This window comes from Brucella pituitosa (genome assembly GCF_003049685.1).
In the GTDB taxonomy this organism is placed as follows: domain Bacteria; phylum Pseudomonadota; class Alphaproteobacteria; order Rhizobiales; family Rhizobiaceae; genus Brucella; species Brucella pituitosa.
The window spans coordinates 1,247,852-1,271,934 of sequence record NZ_PYSY02000002.1; the positions used below are offsets into that span (position 1 = coordinate 1,247,852).

Genomic DNA, 24,083 nt, shown 5'->3' on the forward strand with positions numbered 1-24,083 from the left:
ATCAGTCATAAGCCTGATTTCATTTCATATTTTCCGAATTAGACTGCCGTCTAACGACCCCAGGCTTCATGAATAAGCCCGCGAATTTCCGAATTAACGCCCTCAAGAGCCTCCATAGCGCGATCATAAGTTCCGCGGTTCATGGAAGAACGTTCAACTTCATAGAGTGTCTGTTTTGTAAGACCCGCATCCGACACCGCAGTCGATTTGAGCATCTGATGCTTAAGCATGTGGGACGCCAGCATGCTCTGCATGAAACCAACCATCTGCGCCTGCGGCATATCGGTCGGCTCATAGCGGGTGATCAGATAGCGGAACCAATCGAGCTGTACCGCACCACCGGCTTGACGAACGGTCTTGAGAATATCACCCAGCATCAGCAGGAACTGCGACATCGACATAAGATCGAGCATCTGCGGATGAACGGTAATGAGAACTGAGGTTGCCGCTGAAAGAGCGGTCAGTGTCAGATAACCAAGCTGCGGCGGGCAATCGATGACGACCACATCATATTCCGCATCCACTTCAGCGAGTGCAGACGCAATACGATTCCAGAAGGTTTTGCCTTCGCCGCCGTTCTGCATTGCAAGCGGGGTGTCGTATTCATATTCCTGCAACTCGAGCATCGCGGGGATAATATCGAGACCCGGGAAATTGGTCTTGCGAATGACTTCGCGGATGGATTTGCGCTGCTCGTCATAGCGAACCGCTTCGTAGAGCGATGGGAACTCATCAAGCTCTGGCTGAATGCCGTGGAGCGCTGAAAGGGACGCCTGCGGATCGAGATCGATGGCAAGTACGCGATGGCCGGTCAGCGCCAGATGCTGCGCCAAATGCGCAGCGGTCGTCGTTTTGCCGGAGCCACCCTTGAAGTTCACAACACCGATGACCTGCAATTTATCATTGCCACGACGATGCGGAACATAACGTTTCACTTCGGCACGACCGTTCTGATCAAGCCAATGACGGAGTTCCTGAAGCTGTTCAATTGTATAAGCACGGCGTCCGCCGGAAAGGATGATCGGCTCGACGCCTTTGCCTTCCAGATGAAGCTTCTTGAGATTGCTCGGAGAGACACCAAGGAAGTAAGCCGCTTCTGCCATGGAAAACTGGCGCAGGTTTTTGCGCGCATCCGGCGGGAAGTTCTCATGACGCAGCAGATTGAGCTTGCGCGAGATCTCTCGCCCTTGCGTCAATATCATGTCGTCAAACGACACTTGCTCTGCTTTATTTGCGATATTCATAGACTTGGGATCCCTAGTGACGGCACTGGAACTAATACCGTCTAAATACCGTCATTATGTCCGATTCTTATTTTGCCGCAAGGGGCGTATATTAACAAACAGTTAGCATCGCTGGCGGGCCGGTCTGGAATCTATGTCCATTGGAATCGAAAACACCCTATCTAGCTGAATATAAAGAGAATTAAGGATAATAGACGGCAGTCTATTCAAAGCTGTCGTTTCAAATTATGAGATTCTCTCCTGCATTCAAGCAGGATCGGCACTGCGAGGGACAATACTTGTGGGAGAATCGGTCTTCTATCTCATAGTCAGTAAAGCAGCTCAAATAAGCAATGGTGTGCGCTGGTCACCGGATTATTGGAAATGTGCTGCTAAGACAGTTGGAGAATCCGATCGGTCGCATGTAGCGGACAATCTGCTCGAAGGTGTCGTTCTTAATGTGCCGCTTCTTGTGAAGGGGCAAGCAGAAGCTTCTTGTTTGGGTGTCGCTCAATAAGAACGCCGCAATTTCCCGCAATCAGTGATCGTGTTGAACAGAGCTTCATTAGATTGTGCTGACGGCAACGCAAAACAGGAATATTGCCAATCAGTTTAGAGCGCATCTCCGTCTGATTGAACTGGATGGACACTCCAACGCTATATTCTAATGCGCGGTTGGGTTCCAAAAGTACCCCACACTTTACAGAATGCGCACTGATTGGCTGCGCCGTGAAGGGATATGTGTAACTGCGTAAAGCTTTGAGCCGTTTCCTGAAAAGCGTTCAATGGGCGGGCAGTTATTATACGAAGATGGAGAGCCAGCGTTTGTAAGGATGAAGGCGGAGTGTGAAGTTAAGCATGTTAGACGTAGACATTCTTAACCAAATCGTCCTATAGTGCCTATCAGTGAAGCCGAGCCATTTCAGGAACTTCCTCACGCTGATTCTGGGAAAATAAGCCTCCCTGTTACTTGTCCAAGTGGCTAAACAAAAATCTCATTTAAGTTGAATAACGCGCGATAGATTGTTCTTTTTCAAGAACATAGTGTTATGGCACGTTGATCCGTTGCGGAGGCGTAACGATCATCGAAAGCCTCGTTGGGCGCTGGTTGCGCGATTCCCGAACGCTTACTTTCCGAGTTTCTGATAGCGTTTGATGAGCCGGTCGCGCTTGAGCTTTGACAGACGCTGTATCCAGAAAATGCCGTTAAGCTGGTCGATCTCATGTTGATGACAGACCGCGAGCAAACCGTCGGATTCTTCCGTCTGCTCATTGCCGTCCATGTCCTGATAGCGGATATGGATGCGGGCATGTCTTTCAACATCATCCACGACACCCGGCATGGACACGCTGCCTTCCTGATGGCGGATTTTCTCATCGGAAGCCCAGATGATTTCGGGATTGATGTAGGTCCTGGCACTGACGGGGCCAGAAAGTTCGAGGACCACCACGCGTGTCGGAACACCAATATGCGGGGCAGTGATACCGATGCCGGGAGCGGCACGCACCGTATCGAGCAGGTCCTGCGCGAGAATGCGCAGATCTTCATCAAAAACCGTGACGGGCGCGGCAATCGCCTTCAAACCTGCATCCGGATACTTGACGATCTCTCTCACGCTCATTCTGCTTCTCTGCTCTTTGCGGTCCATCGGCTATGCGCTTGAGCAATGTCTTCATTTCGCAGAATGCGCAAGCGGGCACTGCAAGATGCAGTGCCCGTCAGCGATTTTAAAGTAGGATCAATTCGGCGCGATTATTTGGCGTTCAGAAAATCTGCGACTTCGAGCAGGATAAACTCGTTGTTCGCAGCTTCGCCGATCTGACGACCACCTGAGAATGGCAGGTTGTTGTCGTTGGCGATCAGGATATGCGTATCGTCAACGCGCATCACGTCTTCAATGGTAAAGAACGGGAAGGTGAATTTTCCCTTGAGGTCGCGTGCTGCTGCGGTTTTCAGGATCGCTTTGTTGTCCGGGTCCTGAATGTCCATCAGATTGATATGGCCGATGCGGTGAATATAGCCGTCTGCATCGATCTTGGATGTATCGACGAGAACGATGTTCTTGACCTTGGCTGGCAACGGATAGCAGGCCGAAAGGTCATCGGTCTTGCACTCAAGGCTCGGATCGCCTTCACCATTGTCACGCTCGATGACCAGCGCACGGGTGTCGTCGATGAAGTTGAAGTCGCCGATAGCAGTCGCACCTTCAGCGAGGCGGAAGCGGTAGCTGTTGCCGGTCCATTCACCCTTGTCGGTGTCGAAAGTAATCACACGCAGGAAATCGCCTTCCGGCTTGCCGTTCTCGTCAGAAAGCGGCTTTTCGAGCATGGCCCAGAGCTGATTGGTCTTTGGCTGTAGCGCCATGCCTTCATAACCGCCTGAACGCTGAACGCGATAATCCTTGCCGGCAACCGCAGGCACCACGATGCCCGGTGTATCCGGACCCATCAACTGCTTGCCATCGAGCATGGTTGGGTAGACGGCTTTCACACGGCCATCGAGACCAGCGCGAATGATGTATGGGCCGAACTCGTCACCGATCCAGATTTCGTCATTGAGATACTGAATGCTTTCCGGATCGAAATCGGCACCCGTCAGGTAACGACCATCGGTGCCTTCATAAGCGATGCGGAATGGCACCTTCTTATCGGGGTCGCGCAGGAATACCGATTCCACGCGCTCAACCTTGCCGGTTTCGAAATCTGGCTTCATGCGATGGAAGAACAAAAGCGCGTCGGGACTGTTTGCCTTGGTACCGAAACCATTGTCGGTCAGGGTGAAGATGCTGCCATCGGCTGCACGGTTCATCGCAAAGCCCGACATGCCCTGCACAGGCTGGCCGATGAAGGGGAAGGAGATGCCGGTGGTGTGGCTGCCATAGGCCTTGCCGACATCACCCATGACGGTCATCGGCTTGTCGTTGCGGGTCTTGCCGGTGAACTTGCCGGAAACCCATGCATCACGGGGAGCATCTGCAGGCGGTGTAATCAGAGTCAGAGCTGGCAGATAAGCGTGACCTGCCAGTTTTGCGGTAAATGTCTCTTCAGCCATTGCCGAAGATGTCATAGCAATTGTTGCAATGGAAGCAAGAAGATAGCCAAGGCGCATAGGGAACCCCTCAAATTGCGGAAACAAACGCAATGGTCCTTAAAGGTGCCCTGTGACGCGTGATTATCATCACGATAAAGGTTTGATGACAGGTCCTATGGAAGTCTGATTGCCACGAACTGCGTGAACTGACCGGCATTGAAATTATTGTCGGATGCAATCACCAGCGTTTTGGCACCATCGACTTCCGGGCCCCAAGTGATGGATTCGATATTGTCGATATCGAGACCGAACGTACCTTCATCGAGACGCAGCAAGAGTTCTTTCTTCAACGGTGTGACTGCGATCCCCTCAAGCGATGATTTGCCGTTGACATCACTCGCCCCGTCGAAGGATGCGCGATAGATGCTGATGCGGTTTCCCACACCGTGTGCATAGCTTCGTTCCACGGTGAGAAGGTTCGGGCCGTCCGTTACAAGTTCGCTCAATCCATTATCGTTCCAGAAAGGTGGAAGCGTTGCCTTTGCAAAAATGGGATCGGTTTCATAGACATGCTCGGCGGTTGCCTCACCTGTCGCAATATCGAACGAGATAATACGCGACTTGCTGCCCTGTTCGAGTGTGGCAATGTCACCATCCTGAGCAAGCGTATTTTCTGTGCCAGCCAGAAGCGTCTTGCCGTCAGCTGTGATGGCGAGACTTTCAAAAGCCAGGTTGTTTCGGGTGCCGCGTGTTTTATTTTCATCCGGCAGATAGGCTTCCGGCAGTTTGAACTCGCGAACAAAAGTGCCGTCGAGTTTCATTTCACGGACAGACGGCTTTCCTGTGCGATCGCCTTCGCTGGACCAGTAAAGCGTCTGGCTCGCCGGATTAAAGCGGATGCTTTCCGCATCGACATCCTTGATTGCGAAAGGCTTTCCCTCTGGATCAAGCAGGGTATTCGTTTCCAGAATATCCAGTCCGTGAATGCCAGCTCCATCAATCTCGAGCTTGAGCTTATAGAATCGGGCAGGAGCCTTCTCCGACCGGTCATCGGAAATCGCATAATAGACATTCTGGGCCGGATCATAATCAAGGCCGGAAATGCCGCCAAATTCAATGCCATTGAGTTTCAGCCCGGTCGGCAGAACAAACTCACCAATCAGAGCAGGGGTCTGGTCTTGTGCAAAGACAGGCATCGCTGTGCCGAACGGAAGTGCAGCCAAAGGAATGATTGAGAGCGTGTTGCGTATCATAATGTCACCTGTCTGATTGATCCGCAGACAAATAGCCGACGTTTTTTACACGGACATGAAAGGAGGCATGAAACTTCAGCATGAAACGCACGCTTAAAATTGTCGAGCGATCAAAATAGCCGGCAAACTAAAATTTACGAATAAAACAGCTGGCTGTTATACCAGTGTCATCTAATTTTCTTATTTGAGCCTCGCACGCATTACACAGTGGGGATTTCTGATATGCGCAAACTGCTTCTTGCTCTCGCCTCTGCAACTATGTTGACGACGGCAGCCGGTGCTGCAACCGTCTATCCGATTGACCGGGCGACAATCCTTGTCAACTCGCCATTCGATTTCAAGGTTGAGTTCGATAAGGTCGTCAAGCCAGAGGACGTGAAAGTTACCGTCAATGGCCAGGACTACGAAGCTGTATTTGGCAGCAAGGCCGAATTCACTGCTGAAGAAAAAGGCGCTGAAGACAAGGTTCTGGGTTCCGCCCTTATTCTGCGCGGTCTGAAAATCGGTAAGGCCGGCGATTACAAGGTTGAAGTCTCTGCTGGCGATGAAACAAAGTCCGTTAACTGGGATGTTTACTCGACCGGTAATGAAGCTAAGGCCAAGAACATCATCTTCCTGATTGCTGATGGTCTTTCGGTTGCCCACCGCACCGGTGCGCGCATTATGTCGAAGGGCATGAGCGAAGGTAAGGCCAATGGTCGTCTTGCTATGGATGACATCCCGCCAGTTGCTTTCATCGGCACCTCTTCGACCCATTCGATTGCGACCGACAGCGCCAACACCATGTCGGCTTACATGACCGGTCATAAGTCGCGCGTGAATGCACTCGGCGTTTATGCCGACCGCACGCCTGACAGCCAGGACGACCCGAAGGTCGAAACAATTGCCGAAGCAATGCGCCGCGAAACCGGCAAGTCGATCGGTATCGTCTCGACCTCGGAGCTTCAGGATGCAACACCTGCAGCGTTGGTCTCCCATACGCGTAAGCGTTCCGATAAGGCTGATATTGTCGGCATGATCTATGATGTGAAGCCGGATGTTCTTTTGGGCGGTGGTTCCGCTTACTTCCTTGCAAAAGACGTTCCGGGCTCCAAGCGCAAGGACGACAAGGACTATATCCAGCTGTTCAAGGATGCAGGTTACGCGCTGGTCACAAGCAAGGACGAGCTTGCTTCATCAGGCACGTCCAATCAGGACAAGCTGCTCGGTCTTTTCCATACCGGCAATATGGACGTGACGCTTGATCGCGAGTTCCTCAAGAAAGGCACTGTCGACAAGTTCCCGAACCAGCCGGGTCTGGTTGAAATGACCAGGACGGCTCTCGAAAAGCTCTCCAAGAATCCGGAAGGCTTCTTCCTGATGGTTGAAGGCGCATCGGTCGATAAGATGAGTCATCCGCTCGATTGGGATCGCGCGCTGGTCGAAACGATCGAGTTCGACAAGGCTGTCGGTGTTGCACGCGAATTTGCTGAGAAGAATCCGGACACACTGATCATTGTCACTGGTGATCATACCCATGGCGTTGCCATCATTGGTACAGTCGATGATGAAAAGCCAGGCGATGAAATGCGCGAAAAGGTTGGCACCTATGATGCCGCCGGATTCCCGAATTACGAAGACACCAATGGCGACGGTTATCCGGATCGCATCGATGTTTCGCGTCGTCTGTTCCTCGCCGCCAATAACGGCCCGGACCATTACGAAACCTTCCGTCCAAAGATGGATGGCGCTTTCGTACCGGCCGTTAAGAACGAAAAGGGCGAATATGTAGCCAATGAGGCTTACAAGGACGTTCCGGGTGCCGTCTTCGTTCAGGGCAACATCCCTAAGGAAGATGACACCGGCGTTCACGCGGTCGATGACGTTGTTCTGCAGGCAATGGGTCCGGGTTCCGAAGGTCTCCGCGGCTATATGGAACAGAGCGACGTTTATCGCGTACTCGCTGACGCTTTTGCGCTCGGCAAGGCAAAGACTGAGTAATCATCATTTGAATGAGGGCAGGCGGGTTTCCCGCCTGTCCACTTTTCCATCAGGAGCATAAAATGCGCACAGGACAGCATTTCAATCGCAGGCAACTCATGCTTGGTGCATTGGCAGCAGCGCCCTTGATGTGCATTGCAAACAGAGCACAGGCAGCAGAACAGCTTGGTTTCGACAATCTCTATAAGAGCTTTGGTGTTCTGGGGCTGGAATTTTCCGATCAGGTCAAAAGCGCTTCCGGCAAGGAAGTGGCGATCAGCGGATTTATGGCGCCGCCACTCAAGGCCGAAGCCAATTTCTTCGTTCTGACCGAAATTCCGATGTCGATCTGCCCATTCTGTTCCTCGGATTCCGATTGGCCGGATAATATTATGGTTGTTTATCTGGCTACCAAACAGACATTTGTGCAGTTCAATGCGCCGATCCTCACGCGCGGCACGCTGGAATATGGTTCATGGACTGACCCGGAAACGGGTTTTGTCAGCCAGCTTCGTCTGCGTGATGCTTCTTTCAAAACGGTCTGATGATGATGCTTGCCAAGCCATCGGGCCTGTCGCTCGATATTGCCAATCTGGAAGTGCGCTTTCCGGGTCTCGCGTTGCCGGTTCTTTCCATTGAAAAATTCGACCTGATTGCTGGTGGTCATCTGGCAATTACGGGTGCATCCGGCTCGGGTAAAAGCACGCTGGTCAATGCCATAACGGGTCTCGAACCTGTTAAAGCCGGGAAAGTCGTGTGGGGTGAAACGGCAATCAGCAGCCTGTCTTCCTTCAGGCGCGATGCGTTTCGTGCGCGCAACATCGGTCTGGTGATGCAGGATTTTCACCTGTTTCCCGGCCTTTCGGCGCTCGCCAATGTGCTATTGCCGCTCAAGCTGAGTTTTGGGGTGAAGGCTGATGATCGCGCACGCGCTCTTCAATTGCTTCAAACAGTCGGAATAACCCGTCCCGATCAACATATCGAAACGCTGTCGCGCGGTGAGATGCAGCGCGTTGCTATCGCGCGTGCGCTTCTTTCTAAACCCGGCGTGATCGTGGCCGATGAGCCGACTGCAAGTCTTGATCAGAAAACCGGTGCCGATGTTGCCGAGCTCCTGGTGCGGCTCGCGACCGAAGAAAAGGCGACATTGGTTGTCGTCACGCATGATCCGCAGCTGATGCAATATTTGCAGCGCCGCATTCGCCTTGAAGGCGGAAAAATTGCAAGCGACAGCGCGGAGATGGAATTGTCATGATCGCATTCATTCTTGCCGATCTGCGCCGTTTCTGGAGTGGTGCCGTCGCCATCATCGTTCTGCTGGCTTTGTCGGTTGCATTAAGTTCGGTCGTAACTTTGCAGGAGAGGGCTGTGCGGCTTGGCACGGCGCGGGCATCTGACAAGTTTGACCTTGTGATCGGTGCTGCAGGAAGTGACACGCAGCTCACACTTTCGTCGGTCTTTTTGCAGCCATCGCCTCTGCCGCTGATGTCGGGTGCGATGCTGGGCAAACTTGCCAATGACAAGCGCGTGGCCTTCGCAGCACCCATAGGCTTTGGCGACAGCGCGATGGGCTTTCCAATTGTCGGCACGACAACCGGGCTTATTTCCGCCCTGTCACCGCAGCTCGCCGAAGGCACGATGTTCGCACGTCTGGGCGAGGCGGTTATCGGTTCGGCAGTTGATCTGCCAGTGGGTGCCAAAGTCAATCCAATGCATGGTACGGTTGAAACCGGCGGACATGCACATACCGAGGTCAGCTATCATGTAGCTGGCAAAATGGCTCCGACCGGCACTGCATGGGATCGGTCCATTCTGGTTCCCATTCGCACTGTCTGGCAGCTGCATGGCATGGAAGCTCATGAAGAGCACGAGCATGACGACCATGCTGAAAAGCCGGGTAATGGATTTGGTGTGCTTATCAATGAAAAGCCGCATGAGCATGATCACGAAATCGACGTCAACGCGCTGCTTGACGAGACTTTCGATGCCGATACCCCCGGTGTTCCGGCTATTCTTGTAAAGCCAAAGACCATTGCAGATGCCTATCGACTGCGACAGGAATATCGTTCTGATCGCACGTTGGCGATCTTCCCGGCAGAAGTTCTCACAAGGCTCTACTCAACATTGGGTGATGCCCGCAGCCTGCTGCTTGGTATCGCCATTGGTACGCAGGTGATTGTGGTTTTCGCCTTGTTGTTGGTTGCGGTGATGCATATAGGCGCGCGCAAACGTCAGATCGGTGCGCTGCGGGCGCTTGGTGCGCCGGTTCGCTCCATCATGGCGATTGTCTGGGGCGAGCTGTTTTTCCTGCTGCTGCTTGGAATCTTTCTCGGGCTGGCAATTGGTTATGCGGTCGCACACGCCATCACATCATGGCTCACCGCAACAACGGCGGTCAGGATGCCTGTGGAATTTGCGATGAGCGATATCTGGCTTGCGATAGGCTTTATCGCTGTTGCGGCGGTGGTTTCGCTGGTTCCGGCGTTAATGACGCTGCGCATGAGCCCGGCATCTGCTTTACGTGCGTGATCTAAAAAAGTGGCCGCAGCATCATTTCCAGACCAAGCAGCAGCAGACAGATCAGAAAACCGCGTCTGAACATGACGGGACTGATTTTCCTGCGAATGATTTGTCCGGCCCACATTCCAGCGAGTGCTGGAACAATCGCCATGGTGGAGATTGCGAGTTGATCAAAAACCAGCGCTCCTTGAACCCCGAGCCCTAAAGCCAGAGCAATTGTGGACACAGTGAAGGACAGGCCGAGCGCTTGAACGAGTTCGTCTTTTTCAAGTCCAAGTGCTTGCAGATAAGGCACTGCCGGAATCACAAACACGCCAGTCGCTCCCGCAATAAAGCCTGTGATCGCGCCCACGACTGGTGACAACCAGCTCTCAAGCTTCTGAGGAACCTTGAAGGGATGTGCCAGCAGTGTGAAGGCTGCATAGAGGCTGAGACAGGCACCCAATGTACCAGTCGTGATAGTGGTATCACCCTTCGTCAGCCAGGAAACGCCGAGCATTGTGCCGACAATGATTGCGAGCATCATCGGCCATAACCGTCTGACCAGCGCGACCGAATTTGGTCCGGCAATCATTTGCCAGACATTGGTCGTGAAAGACGGCACCAGCAGCAGGCTTGCCGCTGCCAGTGGTGAGATGAGGCTGCCCAGCACGCCCATTGCCAGTGTCGGCAAGCCCATGCCGGTGATGCCTTTGACAATACCGGCAGCAAAGAACGTGGCCGCAATCGTCAATATCAGTGTCGTTGATAAATCGAACATGGCTTTGCATGGACCATCTCAGGCACTGGAACAATGTGGAAGTTCCGCAACATGGCTTCGGCTGGTCCGAAGCCTAATTATACGATAGTCTTGCCTTATGCGCTTTGACCTGACTGACCTTCGTTTGTTTCTCGCTGTGGTAGATGCTGGCAGTATCACCCATGGTGCCGCCGATGTCGGCCTTTCTCTGGCGGCGGCCAGTGAGAGGCTGCGGGATATGGAAACACTCAGCGAAGTGATGTTGCTGGAACGTGGAAGACGCGGCGTCACGACAACCGAAGCTGGCAATGCGCTGGTCCATCATGCGCGTGCGATCCTGCATCAGATTGCGCAGATGCGGGGCGAGCTTGGCGAATATGCAAAAGGTCTGCGCGGGACAATCCGCGTTCTGGCCAACACTGCTGCGATGACGGAGTTTCTTCCGGCGCGGTTTGCTCCCTGGCTCGCACGCAACCCTCAGGCCGATATCGACCTGAAAGAGCGCCAGAGCGTTCAGATCGTCAGAAGTATCGCTGGAGGTTTTGCTGAAATCGGTATTCTGTCCGATGCCGTCGATACCAGCGGATTAGATCTGCAACCCTTTGCCATTGATCGGCTGGTGCTGGTCAGCGCGCGGGATCATCCGCTTGCCCTACGTAACAGCGTCCGGCTCGACGAATTGCTCGACCAGCACTTTATCGCTCTTGGTACAGGCGCGTTACAGGATCACATCGATGCACAGGCTTTAAAAATCGGCCTGCGGCTTAAAACGCGTATCAGATTGCGGACCTTTGAGGGTATCTGCCAGATGGCGGGCGAGGGCGTGGGCGTTGCCATCATACCGGAAACGGCGGCGCGGCGCTTCCGGCGATCTTCTTCGATAGCGATCATCAAGCTCTCCGACAGCTGGACAACACGCCAACTGGCAGTCTGTGTGCGAGATGAGACGACGTTAACGCCTCTGGCAAGGAGCCTGTTTGCACATCTGACCTCAGACAAGCGACAGGCCTGATGTCTTCTGCGAAACAACCGGACTTGGGGCTGTAACCAACCGCTTGCCGGTGTCTGCGCTGAAAAAATGCAGCTTATCGGTGGCTGCCGTCAATTGCATATGATCGCTGATCGGGATGTGAGGCGGAAAGGCTGCAGTTATCCGCTGCTCACCAACCATGCCATGTACAAGCCGCTGGGCACCAAGTTCTTCAACATGATCAAGCGTAAAACTAAGTGCATTCACACGGTCTTGTGCCGGAACAAGATCTTCCGCCCGGATGCCGACCGTCACCGGACCGGATGAGGGAATGCTGTCTGAAAGCTGTAAGGTCGCGTCATCGATCATCAGACGGTTGCCGTCGAGCCGGGCGTTGAGCAGGTTCATGGCTGGTGAGCCGATAAAGCTCGCAACAAAAGTCGAGGCCGGATTGTGATAAACCTCAAGCGGGGTTCCGATCTGCTCGATACTGCCCTTGTTCAACACGACAAGACGATGCGCGAGGGTCATGGCTTCGAGCTGGTCATGCGTTACATAGAGCGAGGTCGTGCCCAGTCGCCTTTGCAATCGCTTGATTTCACCGCGCATGGTAACGCGCAATTTGGCATCGAGATTGGATAGTGGTTCGTCAAAAAGGAAGACGGAAGGCTTGCGCACGATTGCGCGCCCCATGGCAACGCGCTGGCGCTGACCACCAGACAGAGCTTTCGGCTTGCGATCAAGATAGGGCTCGATTTCAAGCATACGTGCTACTTCTGCAACCCGCGCCTCGATTTCGGCTTTTGGCGTTTTGCGGTTACGCAAGCCATAGGCCATATTGTTATAAACGCTCATATGCGGGTAAAGCGCATAGTTCTGGAACACCATTGCGATGTCGCGATCAGCAGGTTCAACGTCGTTGACGGTGCGCCCGCCGATGCTGACTTCACCACCTGAAATGTCTTCAAGACCAGCGACCATACGCAGCAGCGTTGATTTTCCGCAGCCTGACGGCCCGACCAGAACGATGAATTCACCTGCACGGATATCGATGGAAACACCTTTTACGGCTTCCACTCCACCAGCATAGACCTTCTTGAGGTCCTTCATGATGATACCGGCCATTTTTCTCCATTTCCGCAAAGCAAAATGTCACGCGCTTTGCATCTTCAAATTCGAGTTTCCAACGCGGGGCTTAAGCGCTTAATACTTTCCCGATCCCGCTGTTCCAGCCAATCGGCGGTTGCTTTGCTGGCATTGCGCGCAGCATCTTCAATCGCTGCTCCCGCAAGCAGCGCGGATACGAGATTGGCGCTGAAATGATCGCCCGCGCCGATCGTGTTTTTAACAACCGCGCGTTTCATGGGGGTGACATTCCTTATTTGCTCGCCATCATGAATGGTGATGGCGCGCGCACCGTCGGTCATCACGAGATGCTTCAGGCGGGAACCGCAGAAATGCTGTGCTTTGTGCCAGAGCGCATTGTCATCCAATTCCGGAAAATCGCCTTTTGAGCCGATCATGAGATCCGCTGGTCGCGGCACGGAGGTCTCAGATAAGGGAAACTGAGACGCCACCAAACCTATTGAATCGAGCGCTTTAAGGATCGTCGCATCTGGGTTGAAGCAATTGATATAGGCAGCATCGGCTTTGACATCGCCATCAAGCCGAAACAATCGCATCGGCCCCTGGCTCGGTGTTAAAATCGTGCGTTCGCCTGAAGGCTCAAGCAAAATATCCGTGATATGAGTGCCGCTATCGCGTGTCAGTACATGCTGCATGTCGAAGCCGAGTTCTGAGAGCTCATCGCGGGCTGTTTCACCGAGCGCGTCATTGCCAAGCGAACTTACCAGCGCCACCTCATGTCCCAGTGCCAGAAATGGTGAACCGGTGAAATAGCCACCACCGCCGAGCCGTGTCTCACGCTTTCCCCACGAAATGCGTGAGCCGGACTTCAGCGGCCCGTCCAGCTCCCAGATCCGATCATGGTTGAGATGTGCGATTACCAGAACACGCGCCATTATTTCTCTCCTGTGCCAGCAGAGAATGCTTCAACGATGTAACGTTGCGCCAGAAGAAACATGCCGAGTACGGGCAATACGGAGAGAAGGCTGGTCGCCATCAGTGGTCCCCATGGGGTTTCAGCGCCGTCCACATCAGCAAACATGGCAATACCCGTGGTGAGTGTCTTTCGGCCGGTGTCTTCGAGGACGAGTTGCCCCCAAAGATAGATGTTCCACGCGCCCATGAAAGAAATCACGGAAAGAGCGGCAATGGCTGGCAGCACGTTGGGTATGGCCACATCCTTGAACTGCTTCCAGATACCGCAACCATCGATGCGCGCTGCTTCAAACATTTCGTCAGGAAGCGAGCGGAACGACTGTCTGAAATAGAAGACGTAAAAGCCGATATAGGGGATCGAAGGGATGATCATGGCCCAATAGGTATCGAAGGCCTGTATCTTCACCACCGCGATATAGGTGGGAATGATTGCGAGAACCGTCGGAAAGGACATGGTGGCAATCACCACCCAGAACAGGAAATGTTTGCCGCGAAATTCCATTCGGGCAAAGGCATAGCCTGCTGGAAGACTGATGATGAGCTTGCCCAGTGTGATGGCACCCGAGGTGATGACGGAATTAAACAACCACAACCAGATCGGATAACGATCCGCCGCAAGCTGGAAATTCGACAGGGTGATCTCTTCGGGCCAAAACCGCAGCGCTTTTTGCGCAATCAGTTCGTTTGGTGTGAAGGCAGATGTCACCATCCACAGCAATGGAAACAGCGTGATAAGTGACAGGACGATGAGAAGAATGTGAAGGGTGCCACGCTGCAGCGTGGCGCTGAAAGAATTGGCGGTCATTGGTAATGCACCCGCTTTTCGCCGAAGCGGAACTGCGCCCATGTGATGAGAAGAACCGCAACAATGATGACCATGGCGACGGCACTTGCTCTGCCGAATTGGAAGAACTGCAAGCCCTGTTGCCAGAGGAAGTAGAGAAGATTGGAGCTTCGGCCCGCTGGTCCGCCACCCGTTAGAACGTCAACAACGCCCACAATATCGTCGAGCACCGAAAATACCGTTGTGACCGAAATGAAAAACGCGGTCGGGGTAATCAGCGGCAGCTCAATGGTGAAGAAGCGCCGCCATGCGCCAGCGCCATCCAGCCGCGATGCCTCGCGCAAGGATTGCGGAACATTGGCAAGGGCTGCGATCCACAAAAGCATGTTGAGGCCAAAGCTCTTCCAGAAGGTGACGACCGAAACAGACAGAAGCGCAAGATCGGGGTCCATGTGCCACATTGATGTCGGCAAACCAAACCAGACGAGAACTTCATTGAAAAGCCCGTTGACGGGATTGAGCAACCACGACCAGGTCACGCCAGCGACCGAATAGGCCAATATGGTCGGCAGGAAGAAAGCCCCGCGATAGAAGCGTTCGAGTTTAGAGTCCTGCACAGCATGGATCATCACCGCGATGATGAGCGGCAGAATGATCTGTGCTGGAACCAGAATGATGCAGTAAAGCACCGTGTTCCAGGCCGCGAGCCGGAAATCGGCATCGGCAAATATGCTTTTATAATTGTCGAGCCCAACGAAGCTGACATCGGTTGAAAGCAGGTTCCAGTCGACAACCGACAGAACCGCCGAGGCTACAATCGGGCCATAAAGGAAAACAATCACGGAAAGGACGGCTGGCCCCGCGAATATCCACGGGGCCAGTTTTGTAAACAGAGGTTTCGACATTTCGCGTCAGGCATCCACCAGCACGGTTGCAAGTTCGTCGTGAGCCGATTTGAGGCCGGTTTTGATATCTGTCTCTTTCGTCAGCATTCGGGAAACCCATTTGCGCCAGATGTTCTGGCCTTCAAGACCGCGCTTGCCCGGCCAGATGGTTTCGGCGGTCAAACCATCGGTAAGCTGACCCGCAGCGGGTTTCATGAAGTCGTTGATGAGCGGAATATCGTGAACGGAAGTGTTGAGATAGCCAACTTCCGACCAGATCTTCTGTCCTTCAGGCGAGGCGCAGAATTCGAGGAACGCAAGCGAAGCCTTGGCCTGTTCGTCATTTTTTGCATAAACAGCGAGGAAATTTCCGCCGCTGTTCATGTTGCGGGCATGGCCCGGAATGCCAGGGAAGCGAGCGGTGATCGCTTTGGCATTGCCAAACGGGAAGCTGGCAGCGCGTGTCGAGCTTGTGGTGCAGATCGCAAGCGCGCCAGCTTCAAAAGCGGCATCCTGTTCTTTGCCGCTGACGGGTGTCCAGAGGCCCTGATGGGCTGGCTGGCAGAAAAGCTCCATGCCTTTTGCGGCCTCGTCGCTGTTGAGCGCAAGCTTGCCTGAAGGGTCGATGATGTATCCGCCTGCATTCTGGATGAAGGACTGGCTGGTCCATTCATTGTTGGAAAGAGCCAGCGCCGACCGATAGGTCGCGTGTTTGCCCTTGAGCTTTTCATCAAGCGTGCGCGCAGCGTTGTAGAGCCAGTCGGTATCCGGATATTCTGGAAGGTTTGGATCAAGACCGGCTTCCGCCCAAAGAGCGCTGTTGATGAAAGTGATTGGCGTGGACATTGCCCATGGCAGGCCGATCACGGCGTCGTCGATGGTGACCAGCGGCATCAGCGATGGAACGAAGTTCGCGATGATGGCCTTCGCCTTTGCTGCATCGATTTCGTTGAGATCGCGTGCGCCAAGGGTGCGGCGTGCGAAATATCCGAACTTCCAGCCTGTCACCATGATTGCTGGCGGCTTGCCCGCCGCGATACCGGCGAGTGCCTTGGCAGTCGCTGTTTCGTAATCACCATCGAAACGGTTGGTGACGGTAACGCCGGTCTTCAGCGCATTGAAAGCATCAACGACTTTCTGAAACGGTTTGTCTGGCCCCCAGATGCTGGAGATTTCAATTTTGGCATCGGCGGAAAAAGCCGAAGAAATGCCAAAGGTACTTGTGGCTGCCAATGCAGCGGAGGCCGTCAGAAAACTGCGCCTTGAAAGTTCTACCATGTCCGTCACTCCTGTGTCCGATTTGGGCACAAACTATCGGGCATGAATGACATGCGAATTGTGGGTTTCGTCCGGATTTTGCGATAACTGACCGTTTAATGACCATTTGCGTGAAACTTTGTCGTATTCCTGTGAGATAAGCCCTGTAGGCCAGTCGCAGCGCAACAATGACAGGGCCACAGAATGGCACAACGACCTATCCGCCCCTCGGACCGGCAGGACCGGATTCGTGATTGTCTCATCAGACTTGGTGACGCAACCTGCGCAGAACTGGCCGATATGTTTTCGGTTTCAGAAGAAACGATAAGGCGTGATCTCGCTTCGCTGGAGGAAAAGGGGCAGGCGATGCGCGTCCATGGCGGCGCACGAGCGGTAACGGCGAAAGGGCTGCCGCATATCGACCTGCGTATCGGGGCAGACCGCGAAGCCAAAGAGCGCATCGCGCGGCTTGCTCATGGAATGCTTAAACCGGGAATGTCGGTGTTTTTCAGCGGCGGTTCCACCGCATTGGCGACGGCTTGGGAAGCACGTCATGAACCGCCAATCATCGCTACTTCTTTGATGGTCGATATCATGATCGTTCTCGCTATGGGTGGTCAGACGGACCTCACGCTTTGTGGCGGGCAGTTCGACAAGCATTCCCGCGCTTCGTTCGGCTTTGAAGCTATGGAGATTATCTCACGTCGCGTTTTTGATATCGCCTTTATGGGCGCAAGCGGCTTTGATGTGGAGCGTGGTCTGTTGGGGCCTTCAGATCGCCATTTGCAATTGGCGCAGGTTGTGCGGCGTCAGACGAGAAAATTTGTCGTCCTCGCCAGCCATACAGCTCTGCAACGCTCGGACAAGTTTTCTATCCTGCCAACCTCTGGCATCGATCTTGTCATTACAGATCAGCCACCGCCGAGTGCGGTCTATGCCGCGCTGGAGAGAGCAGGTGTAGAGATAATCTATTGATTTCATGAAGAATGCCCGGACCGCAGAGGTCCGGGCAAATTCTTTACGACTGATAATGGCTCACCGGCTTTTCCGCATCCCTGGTTTTCACAAGCGAGACGATGACGCCTGTGCCAAGGATTGCGAAGGTAATGCCCAGCGACCAGGCAGGTGGGAACTTTTCCCAACCCATAAGATCCGCAATGAACATCTTCGAGCCGATGAAGATCAGCAGGATCGACAGCGCATATTTAAGATAGGCGAAGCGATGCAGGATGGCCGATAACGCAAAGAACAGCGCTCTGAGACCAAGAATTGCGAAGATATTCGACGTATAAACGATGAAGGGATCAGTGGTGATGGTGAACACTGCCGGGACAGAGTCGACCGCAAAGATCAAGTCGGCAACTTCGATCATGATGAGCGCCAGAAACAACGGCGTTGCGAAACGTACCATCTTGCCGGTCGAGCTGTCTTTTAATCGAACGAAGAAGGCATTGCCGTGCAACTCATCCGTAACGCGCATGTGTTTGCGGGCAAAGCGCAGCAGCGGATTGCGGCTCATATCCGGCTCGTCATCTTCACGTGAAAACAGCATCTTGATGCCGGTGATGATGAGGAACACCGCGAAGAGATAGAGAACCCAGTGATAGTTAGCGACGATTGTGGCGCCAAGGCCGATCATGATGCCACGCAGAACGATGACACCGAGAATGCCCCAGAAAAGGACGCGGTGCTGATATTTGCGCGGGATAGCGAAGAAGCTGAAAATCAGCGCGATGACAAAGATATTGTCGAGCGCCAGCGTCTTTTCGACCACGAAGGCGGTAAGATACTGCGCCGTCGCCTCGCCGCTTAACTGCCACCAGACGAAGCCGGAAAAAGCCAGTCCGAGTGTGATGTAGAAAGCCGACATTTTCAGGCTTTCAGCGATTCCGATCTCATGGTCTTCCTTGTTGAAGACGCCAAGATCAAGCACCAGCAAAGCCAGAACAATGCCGATAAACACCAGCCACATCCAGACCGGTGTTCCCATAAAAAGTGATGTAAAGAGTTCCATATCCGACCTCTGTTCAAAATATCACAAGGTCGGCTGGGAATTTCCGGGCTGACCTCGAGCGCGCTCGAAGTGGTCCGACATCACGGTTTGAAAAAACCGCCAGAGGGGCCCGGTCCACTCTCCAACAGTTAGTAAGCGAGATTTCAGTTTCAAGCCGGGTTTGGAATTTTTCTTTCAGCGGTCAGGATCGGGGTCTGCGACGGCTTTTGGATAGCCTGCAGCAGCTCACTTGGATCGATGGGTTTGTGAAGCAGCATATATCCGCTTGCGGAGGCTTCGCGCAGCCGTTCGGGTGATGTGTCGCCGGTGAGGATAATCACTGGCAGCTTACGCCCAAGATGCCTGAACAATTTGCTGGCTGCTTCTGTTCCGGTCATCTCGCCTTCAAGGCGATAGTCAACGATAATGAGATCCGCGGGCGAGTGTATGGCGGCCTCGTCAGTTTGCCAGGCGATAAATGTTTCATCCGCATTGCGTCCTGCATAGGCCCGATATCCCCAAACATCCACGAGACCGGACAGGGCATCCAATACGGTGCTTTCATCATCGACGATGAATATGTTTCCGCCGGTTTGAGGCAGGGTCTGTACAGTTTTTTCAGATCGGCGCTGGTCGGCGACGAGCGGAACCATGACCGAAAACATTGATCCCTTGCCCGGCTGTGACACCAGTCGAACCGGATGACCGAGCAGCTCTGCTGTTCGTTTCACGATGGACAAGCCAAGACCTAAGCCCTTGTCGCGATCCCGCTCAGGATTGTGAAGCTGCACGAACTCTTCGAAAACCGTGACCTGTTGGTTTGCCGAAATTCCCACGCCGGTATCAAATATCTGTATCTCGATACTATCGCCTCTGCGGCGACACCCGAAAAGAATCCGCCCGCTTTCGGTATAGCGAACGGCGTTGGTGATCAGATTGGCCAATATCTGCCGCAGCATCATCGGATCGCTGTCTGTATGATAGGCGCATTTCACCATCCTCCATTCCAGGCCCTTACTTTCAGCAAGGCCTGCGAACTCGTTGCGAAGGTTGTCGAACAGGTCGTCGATTGAAATGACATCCCGGTTGGGCGTTACGATCTGCGCGTCGAGACGCGAAACATCGAGCAGCGCATTGAGCAGATAGCTGAGATTGGCGACGACTTTTTTGATCTTTCCGGCAATGTTGCCGGCATCTGTTGCGTTGACATTTCCTCTGCTCGCAAGTGCCGCCAGTGTCGAATTGAAAAGGCCGAGCGCATGGACGGGCTGGCGTAAATCATGGCTGGCTGCTGCCAGAAAGCGTGTTTTGGCACGATCTGCCGCCGCCACTCTGTCTCGCTCGCTCTTGAGCTGATCGACAAGCGTCTCGTTTTCAAACCGTAACCGGATCGTTTCAGCCAGATCCCGGTGGGTTACACGACCGTGATGCAGGTTGATGATGACAAGGCAGGCGACGAGGAAAAGATAGGCATTGTAGACTTCGCCTTCCGCCAGAAGGCAATAGATTGTGCTCGGCAGCACTGTGGTAAACAGCGAACCGACAAGGACCGGCAGAAATGCAGACGAGGTGGGAACTGACCCGCATGTCAGCCCTGTCATGACGATCATCGCAAAGGCCAGCAGATGCGGCTCGTTCGACATGAAGCCGATCAATCCCAGCAAGCCCCAGTTCATGCCTGATAACCAGGAAAATCCGGCAGCGGTCCATGCCCATTTTGAATAGGAGCCCGACGTTTTGGGACGGCGAAAAAAGGCGCGTGTGACAATGACACGGGTAATTGTCAGCAGATAAACCGAAAGGCACCATGCAATGAGCCATGCATTGGGGACTTTGCCCCAGAAGATCAGAAGCGAGGGGATCGGTACGAAGATATTGGTCAGCAGCACCCCGGCCGAATGATTGTAAAGGATATTGACGAGCGCTTGCCTGATGCGCGCTTCATCGGCAGGATTAACGCTCGCAGATTTTTCGTCTTTTTCAGAGAGCGCTAATGCGACCATAATGCTATCCTGTATTCGCTTGTGGTTTTGAGGGGCATCTTTTCGATGAGGGTAAATTACCGGATTATCTTGGCTGACGATCACAGTATCGTCCGCGAAGGACTTAAACTGCTTCTTTCGACTATAAGCGAAACAGTTGTGGTTGGAGAAGTCGGAGATTGTTCTTCATTATTGGCTGTTCTGATGCAAACACCTTGCGATATGGTCTTGCTTGATCTTGGAATGCCGGGGTTTCATAGTTTCCAGTTTATTGAGCAATTGCGGACTACTTATCCGAAACTGAAGATCGTCATTCTGTCGGCTAACAGCGAGTCTCGGTCCATCAGGGCAGCGCTTGCCTCAGGTGCCGATGCCTATCTCACCAAAGATGGCGATCCGAGTGAACTGCTGACTACGGTTACCAATCTTCAGAACGGAAACAGTGGCGGTGCCGCACGTCAAGCCACCGCACTCAATCGACCGAACGGTCATGAGCCGGAACCCAATATCGGTATCCTGTCCCCCGTTCCCCTCACCAGACGAGAGCTGCAATTTCTGGCGCTCATCCCGCAAGGCGCTAAAACAAAAGAAATTGCAGATCGGCTTGGGATAAGTGTTTTCACCGCCCGCAAGCACCGCGAAAACCTTATGCGTAAACTCAACCTACATAGCAGTGTTGAACTGACAGCCTATGCCGTGCGCCTCGGATTGCCCTCCGCATAATCATTCTATTTGCGGCGCTGGCGTAGCCACCCTAACTGCCAGAGCCGTTATTCAAGCCGGAACATGTCTCTCAAAAGTGGAAACGTTTTTGTTCTTGATCGAAAGCTATCAATCGACCTGACGGGATGAAATACGGCACATGCCGTATTTTAGCAGTCGCATCAGGGGATTATGGTCCCGCTCAATCCGCTGACGGGTCGTCGGTGATGGTGATTGGGGCGGCAACCATGTTTCGTAAAGTTCTGATCTCAGGTGCTGCAATGCTGCTTGGATCGTTATTGTTTTGGAGCGGACGGGCCGTGGCAGATCAGTCGGGGCACTCGGATCGTGTCGATGCTGCAATTGTCTTTGCCGTCGATCGATCATCCCTGCCGGATTCTGACACTGTGCAGATGGTGCGTGCTGGACACGTTACGGCATTGCGTTCCTTGCACAATGTCATGACCAGCGGTCCGAACCAGTGTGTGGCAGTCACCTATCGCGAATGGTCTGAGGTGCAAAGGGAAGAGGTGGTTTTGCCATGGTCGCAAATTTGCAGTGAAGCGGATGCCGATGCAGCCGCCAGAACAATTGCGCTTTATGGTTATGATCGTTCTGAAACTGACCTCCTTCGTGAAAGAAGGTCGCTTTCGCTTTCGATAGATGCGGCTTTAGCCGAGCTGAAAGCTGCTTCCTGGGGCTCTAACAGAAGAATAGTCAACATATCGGCTGGGGACATCGTTGATACTATCCGACCGTCCGCAGCGACCATCAATATAATTGCCGTACAAAATGAATTTTCCGGGAGAGGTGGGAACCTAATCGCAAAGATTGCGTCATCGCCGGATTACGTTGCGGCGATTGAACGGAGCTTGATGTTTGAAGTCGGCGGCGACAGGGCGTTTTTTATGAAGCTTGAAGAACAAAGCATACGAACAGCCAAAACGGACATCGTGCCTTAAGAATCGCCGTCCGCAAGCCGTTTGATGCCGGACATATTGATAACCGTGAGTTTTTGACGTCCGCCGCGAACGAACCCTTTTGTCTCCCAGCTGCTGAGAATACGCGAAACCGTGTGAAGGGTTGTTCCGGTCATTTCGGCAATGTCCTGACGGGTGATCGGAAAATCGATGCGGATGCCGTCGTCTTCCTTCTTGCCCGCTTGCCGGGCAAGACGGAGAACAGCATGTGCAACGCGGCGTTCAACTTCCTCGGTCGACATTTCGCGAATGCGGGTGTGCGCTTCTTCAAGCCGCTTGCCGATGGTCTGGATCGCATTCATGGCAAGGCCGGGATTCTGCTCAACGAAATAGTCCCAAAGCTCCGTCGGCCAGGCCAGAACAATGCTTTCCGCAACAGCCATTGCGGTGCCGGGATAGTCGCTGCGTTGCAAAGCCTTGGCGAAGCCGAACAGATCGCCGGGATGAACCATACGAACAATGATCTGCTGTCCGTCCGGTGTTACCTGATTGACCTTGAGGCGACCGTGAAGCAGCAAAAAGAACAGGACGGCATCGTCGCCCTGCTCAAAAATGGTTTCGCCAGCAATGACACGCCGCGTTGAGGCGTAAGATACAAGCTTGTCCAGCTCGTCATCGCTCATTTTAGCGAATAACGATAGTTTTCTGACAAGCCCGCGATCTATCGTGGCCATCACGCACCCCCTACTAAAAATCCCCATCGTCGCTTTAGCACAGCAAGAGGAAGAAGGGATAGTCTCGGGGGCATAAAATAGGGCATTCAGGCATAAACCATCATATTGAGAATTCTTTCAGCCGTTTCAGAACGACGGCATACCAGCGACCGTCACGAACCAGACGAAAGCCCAGATTGTCGGGTGGTACACCCACGCTGCAGCCGCCTGTCTTGGGGTTGCGGATGAAAGAGCTCATGGCGGCGCGATGCTTGCCATTGACCACGTAAACACCGCAGACTGGTGTTTCCGCAACGACCTTGCCATAGGCATCGATATTCACACGACGATGGCAGGTCTGCGTCCATTCCCAGACATTACCGGCAACATCCGCAATGCCAAGTTCGTTTTCACCAAATGCCCCCGCAGAACGGACTTCAGGTCTGCGTTCGAGCTTGCGCGCGCTTTGCTGTTCGTAGTCTTTGAGCCATCTTAAAGCAGGATTGGTAGCATCATCATCCTCAATGCCAAGAGCGTTATCGGTAAAGCGGGAACCGGCAGCAAAAGCCCATTGCTCGTCGGTTGGCAGATGCCAGACTTCACCGGTCTTTTGCGACAGCCATTTTGCATAGTTTTCGGCGTCATCGTAGCTCACACCGACAATTGGTGCGTCCACGCTTAATCCGTCTCGATTATGCGGCAGCGCCTCAGCTGGCTGGCAACCGCCATCGGCAATGCAGCGCTCATAATCGGATGCGCTGACCTGATATTTCATGATCTCAAAAGACCGCGCGAGTTTACGCGTCGTCAGTGGCGCATCCACCGGATAGTTGTTTTTCTGAAAGTCACCATCGGCGCGATAGGTCATGCTGCGTGGAGCGACGACTATGGTCTGCGGACGTTCAAACTTTGTATCCTGAGACGTGCGGTCCACTCGCCCTGCAGCATCGACTACAAACAGACCAGCCACCACTGCCAGCAGAACGGCGGGCACAGCTACGGCCAAATCGCGCAGGTGCTTTTTCTTGTTACCTTTGGTCATTCGGTATCAGGGAGCCGTGTCCTTTTACAGATACGGCCCCGAGCCTTTCC

22 protein-coding genes are annotated in these 24,083 nt (G+C 53.5%); 8 read left to right on the forward strand and 14 right to left on the reverse strand.

The genetic code is table 11. The features are described from left to right. Nucleotides 1-50 precede the first annotated feature (50 nt). From repA to C9380_RS18165, 4 genes are all read right to left on the reverse strand, one after another. Nucleotides 51-1,244, reverse strand: a complete 1,194-nt coding sequence (gene repA, locus C9380_RS18150) for a plasmid partitioning protein RepA (protein ID WP_128094212.1) — start codon at nucleotides 1,242-1,244, stop codon at nucleotides 51-53. Between the two features lie 1,106 nt (nucleotides 1,245-2,350). Then, entirely contained in the window at nucleotides 2,351-2,845 is a 495-nt protein-coding gene (locus tag C9380_RS18155) for a peptide deformylase (RefSeq protein WP_128094213.1), read from the reverse strand. Nucleotides 2,846-2,976: 131 nt separating this feature from the next. Continuing rightward, the gene (locus C9380_RS18160; RefSeq protein WP_128094214.1) at nucleotides 2,977-4,332 is read right to left on the reverse strand and encodes an esterase-like activity of phytase family protein; all 1,356 of its coding nucleotides are present in this window, start codon (nucleotides 4,330-4,332) and stop codon (nucleotides 2,977-2,979) included. 95 nt (nucleotides 4,333-4,427) lie between these two features. Further along, the gene (locus C9380_RS18165; RefSeq protein ID WP_247877588.1) at nucleotides 4,428-5,507 is read right to left on the reverse strand and encodes an esterase-like activity of phytase family protein; all 1,080 of its coding nucleotides are present in this window, start codon (nucleotides 5,505-5,507) and stop codon (nucleotides 4,428-4,430) included. 222 nt (nucleotides 5,508-5,729) lie between these two features. Here C9380_RS18165 and C9380_RS18170 point away from each other — a divergent pair, with 222 nt between their 5' ends. From C9380_RS18170 to C9380_RS18185, 4 genes are all read left to right on the forward strand, one after another. Continuing rightward, nucleotides 5,730-7,487 carry an alkaline phosphatase gene (locus C9380_RS18170; RefSeq protein WP_128094215.1) on the forward strand — a complete coding sequence of 586 codons (1,758 nt, stop codon included), beginning with the start codon at nucleotides 5,730-5,732 and terminating at the stop codon, nucleotides 7,485-7,487. Between the two features lie 62 nt (nucleotides 7,488-7,549). Then, nucleotides 7,550-8,011: a hypothetical protein gene (locus C9380_RS18175; RefSeq protein ID WP_100557596.1), complete on the forward strand. Its 462-nt coding sequence runs from the start codon at nucleotides 7,550-7,552 to the stop codon at nucleotides 8,009-8,011. Continuing rightward, entirely contained in the window at nucleotides 8,011-8,721 is a 711-nt protein-coding gene (locus C9380_RS18180) for an ABC transporter ATP-binding protein (RefSeq protein WP_128094216.1), read from the forward strand. Before C9380_RS18175 ends, C9380_RS18180 begins: the two co-directional genes overlap by 1 nt. Next, nucleotides 8,718-9,995 carry an ABC transporter permease gene (locus C9380_RS18185; protein ID WP_128094217.1) on the forward strand — a complete coding sequence of 426 codons (1,278 nt, stop codon included), beginning with the start codon at nucleotides 8,718-8,720 and terminating at the stop codon, nucleotides 9,993-9,995. Before C9380_RS18180 ends, C9380_RS18185 begins: the two co-directional genes overlap by 4 nt. Before the next feature lies 1 nt (nucleotide 9,996). Here C9380_RS18185 and C9380_RS18190 read toward each other — a convergent pair whose 3' ends face one another. Then, complete coding sequence (locus tag C9380_RS18190; RefSeq protein ID WP_128094218.1) at nucleotides 9,997-10,746, reverse strand: sulfite exporter TauE/SafE family protein; 750 nt, start codon at nucleotides 10,744-10,746, stop codon at nucleotides 9,997-9,999. A 97-nt stretch (nucleotides 10,747-10,843) separates the two neighbouring features. On the opposite strand from C9380_RS18190, the gene C9380_RS18195 reads away from it, so the two are divergent. Further along, nucleotides 10,844-11,737, forward strand: coding sequence for a LysR family transcriptional regulator (locus tag C9380_RS18195; RefSeq protein WP_128094219.1), 894 nt, complete (start codon nucleotides 10,844-10,846; stop codon nucleotides 11,735-11,737). On the opposite strand, the gene C9380_RS18200 is transcribed toward C9380_RS18195, so the two are convergent. The 5 genes from C9380_RS18200 to C9380_RS18220 are packed head-to-tail and all read right to left on the reverse strand — an operon-like array spanning nucleotide 11,717 to nucleotide 16,702. Then, complete coding sequence (locus C9380_RS18200) at nucleotides 11,717-12,820, reverse strand: sn-glycerol-3-phosphate import ATP-binding protein UgpC (protein ID WP_128094220.1); 1,104 nt, start codon at nucleotides 12,818-12,820, stop codon at nucleotides 11,717-11,719. The genes C9380_RS18195 and C9380_RS18200 overlap by 21 nt on opposite strands. Nucleotides 12,821-12,864: 44 nt before the next feature. Further along, nucleotides 12,865-13,716 (reverse strand): PfkB family carbohydrate kinase, encoded by an 852-nt coding sequence (locus C9380_RS18205; RefSeq protein ID WP_128094221.1) that lies wholly within the window; start codon nucleotides 13,714-13,716, stop codon nucleotides 12,865-12,867. Continuing rightward, a complete protein-coding gene (locus tag C9380_RS18210) occupies nucleotides 13,716-14,561 on the reverse strand; it encodes a carbohydrate ABC transporter permease (RefSeq protein WP_105534855.1) in 846 nt (281 codons plus the stop codon). Before C9380_RS18210 ends, C9380_RS18205 begins: the two co-directional genes overlap by 1 nt. After that, nucleotides 14,558-15,445, reverse strand: a complete 888-nt coding sequence (locus tag C9380_RS18215; protein WP_105706561.1) for a carbohydrate ABC transporter permease — start codon at nucleotides 15,443-15,445, stop codon at nucleotides 14,558-14,560. Before C9380_RS18215 ends, C9380_RS18210 begins: the two co-directional genes overlap by 4 nt. A gap of 6 nt (nucleotides 15,446-15,451) precedes the next feature. Further along, nucleotides 15,452-16,702, reverse strand: a complete 1,251-nt coding sequence (locus C9380_RS18220) for an extracellular solute-binding protein (RefSeq protein WP_128094222.1) — start codon at nucleotides 16,700-16,702, stop codon at nucleotides 15,452-15,454. A gap of 183 nt (nucleotides 16,703-16,885) precedes the next feature. Here C9380_RS18220 and C9380_RS18225 point away from each other — a divergent pair, with 183 nt between their 5' ends. After that, on the forward strand, nucleotides 16,886-17,656 hold the full coding sequence (locus C9380_RS18225; RefSeq protein WP_128094223.1) for a DeoR/GlpR family DNA-binding transcription regulator: 771 nt from the start codon (nucleotides 16,886-16,888) through the stop codon (nucleotides 17,654-17,656). Nucleotides 17,657-17,699: 43 nt separating this feature from the next. Here C9380_RS18225 and C9380_RS18230 read toward each other — a convergent pair whose 3' ends face one another. Together C9380_RS18230 and C9380_RS18235 are read right to left on the reverse strand one after the other, a co-directional pair. Next, complete coding sequence (locus C9380_RS18230; RefSeq protein ID WP_024895635.1) at nucleotides 17,700-18,695, reverse strand: TerC family protein; 996 nt, start codon at nucleotides 18,693-18,695, stop codon at nucleotides 17,700-17,702. 149 nt (nucleotides 18,696-18,844) lie between these two features. Next, entirely contained in the window at nucleotides 18,845-20,677 is a 1,833-nt protein-coding gene (locus C9380_RS18235; protein ID WP_128094224.1) for an ATP-binding response regulator, read from the reverse strand. Nucleotides 20,678-20,746: 69 nt separating this feature from the next. Here C9380_RS18235 and C9380_RS18240 point away from each other — a divergent pair, with 69 nt between their 5' ends. Continuing rightward, nucleotides 20,747-21,379, forward strand: coding sequence for a response regulator (locus C9380_RS18240; protein ID WP_244430427.1), 633 nt, complete (start codon nucleotides 20,747-20,749; stop codon nucleotides 21,377-21,379). Between the two features lie 227 nt (nucleotides 21,380-21,606). Next, nucleotides 21,607-22,320, forward strand: a complete 714-nt coding sequence (locus C9380_RS18245) for a DUF1194 domain-containing protein (protein WP_164844680.1) — start codon at nucleotides 21,607-21,609, stop codon at nucleotides 22,318-22,320. Here the strand turns inward: C9380_RS18245 and C9380_RS18250 are convergent. Together C9380_RS18250 and C9380_RS18255 are read right to left on the reverse strand one after the other, a co-directional pair. Beyond that, nucleotides 22,317-23,012 carry a Crp/Fnr family transcriptional regulator gene (locus C9380_RS18250; protein ID WP_024895631.1) on the reverse strand — a complete coding sequence of 232 codons (696 nt, stop codon included), beginning with the start codon at nucleotides 23,010-23,012 and terminating at the stop codon, nucleotides 22,317-22,319. The two genes, C9380_RS18245 and C9380_RS18250, sit on opposite strands and share 4 nt — an antisense overlap. 100 nt (nucleotides 23,013-23,112) lie before the next feature. Beyond that, nucleotides 23,113-24,033, reverse strand: coding sequence for an SUMF1/EgtB/PvdO family nonheme iron enzyme (locus C9380_RS18255; RefSeq protein ID WP_105534863.1), 921 nt, complete (start codon nucleotides 24,031-24,033; stop codon nucleotides 23,113-23,115). Nucleotides 24,034-24,083 lie beyond the last annotated feature (50 nt).

What these genes read in the sequence shown, in the direction of transcription:
- repA (WP_128094212.1), bottom strand. Translation starts at nt 1,244, where the DNA reads ATGAATATCGCAAATAAAGCAGAGCAAGTGTCGTTTGACGACATGATA.
- C9380_RS18155 (WP_128094213.1), bottom strand. Translation starts at nt 2,845, where the DNA reads ATGAGCGTGAGAGAGATCGTCAAGTATCCGGATGCAGGTTTGAAGGCG.
- C9380_RS18160 (WP_128094214.1), bottom strand. Translation starts at nt 4,332, where the DNA reads ATGCGCCTTGGCTATCTTCTTGCTTCCATTGCAACAATTGCTATGACA.
- C9380_RS18165 (WP_247877588.1), bottom strand. Translation starts at nt 5,507, where the DNA reads ATGATACGCAACACGCTCTCAATCATTCCTTTGGCTGCACTTCCGTTC.
- C9380_RS18170 (WP_128094215.1), top strand. Translation starts at nt 5,730, where the DNA reads ATGCGCAAACTGCTTCTTGCTCTCGCCTCTGCAACTATGTTGACGACG.
- C9380_RS18175 (WP_100557596.1), top strand. Translation starts at nt 7,550, where the DNA reads ATGCGCACAGGACAGCATTTCAATCGCAGGCAACTCATGCTTGGTGCA.
- C9380_RS18180 (WP_128094216.1), top strand. Translation starts at nt 8,011, where the DNA reads ATGATGATGCTTGCCAAGCCATCGGGCCTGTCGCTCGATATTGCCAAT.
- C9380_RS18185 (WP_128094217.1), top strand. Translation starts at nt 8,718, where the DNA reads ATGATCGCATTCATTCTTGCCGATCTGCGCCGTTTCTGGAGTGGTGCC.
- C9380_RS18190 (WP_128094218.1), bottom strand. Translation starts at nt 10,746, where the DNA reads ATGTTCGATTTATCAACGACACTGATATTGACGATTGCGGCCACGTTC.
- C9380_RS18195 (WP_128094219.1), top strand. Translation starts at nt 10,844, where the DNA reads ATGCGCTTTGACCTGACTGACCTTCGTTTGTTTCTCGCTGTGGTAGAT.
- C9380_RS18200 (WP_128094220.1), bottom strand. Translation starts at nt 12,820, where the DNA reads ATGGCCGGTATCATCATGAAGGACCTCAAGAAGGTCTATGCTGGTGGA.
- C9380_RS18205 (WP_128094221.1), bottom strand. Translation starts at nt 13,716, where the DNA reads ATGGCGCGTGTTCTGGTAATCGCACATCTCAACCATGATCGGATCTGG.
- C9380_RS18210 (WP_105534855.1), bottom strand. Translation starts at nt 14,561, where the DNA reads ATGACCGCCAATTCTTTCAGCGCCACGCTGCAGCGTGGCACCCTTCAC.
- C9380_RS18215 (WP_105706561.1), bottom strand. Translation starts at nt 15,445, where the DNA reads ATGTCGAAACCTCTGTTTACAAAACTGGCCCCGTGGATATTCGCGGGG.
- C9380_RS18220 (WP_128094222.1), bottom strand. Translation starts at nt 16,702, where the DNA reads ATGGTAGAACTTTCAAGGCGCAGTTTTCTGACGGCCTCCGCTGCATTG.
- C9380_RS18225 (WP_128094223.1), top strand. Translation starts at nt 16,886, where the DNA reads ATGGCACAACGACCTATCCGCCCCTCGGACCGGCAGGACCGGATTCGT.
- C9380_RS18230 (WP_024895635.1), bottom strand. Translation starts at nt 18,695, where the DNA reads ATGGAACTCTTTACATCACTTTTTATGGGAACACCGGTCTGGATGTGG.
- C9380_RS18235 (WP_128094224.1), bottom strand. Translation starts at nt 20,677, where the DNA reads ATGGTCGCATTAGCGCTCTCTGAAAAAGACGAAAAATCTGCGAGCGTT.
- C9380_RS18245 (WP_164844680.1), top strand. Translation starts at nt 21,607, where the DNA reads ATGTTTCGTAAAGTTCTGATCTCAGGTGCTGCAATGCTGCTTGGATCG.
- C9380_RS18250 (WP_024895631.1), bottom strand. Translation starts at nt 23,012, where the DNA reads ATGGCCACGATAGATCGCGGGCTTGTCAGAAAACTATCGTTATTCGCT.
- C9380_RS18255 (WP_105534863.1), bottom strand. Translation starts at nt 24,033, where the DNA reads ATGACCAAAGGTAACAAGAAAAAGCACCTGCGCGATTTGGCCGTAGCT.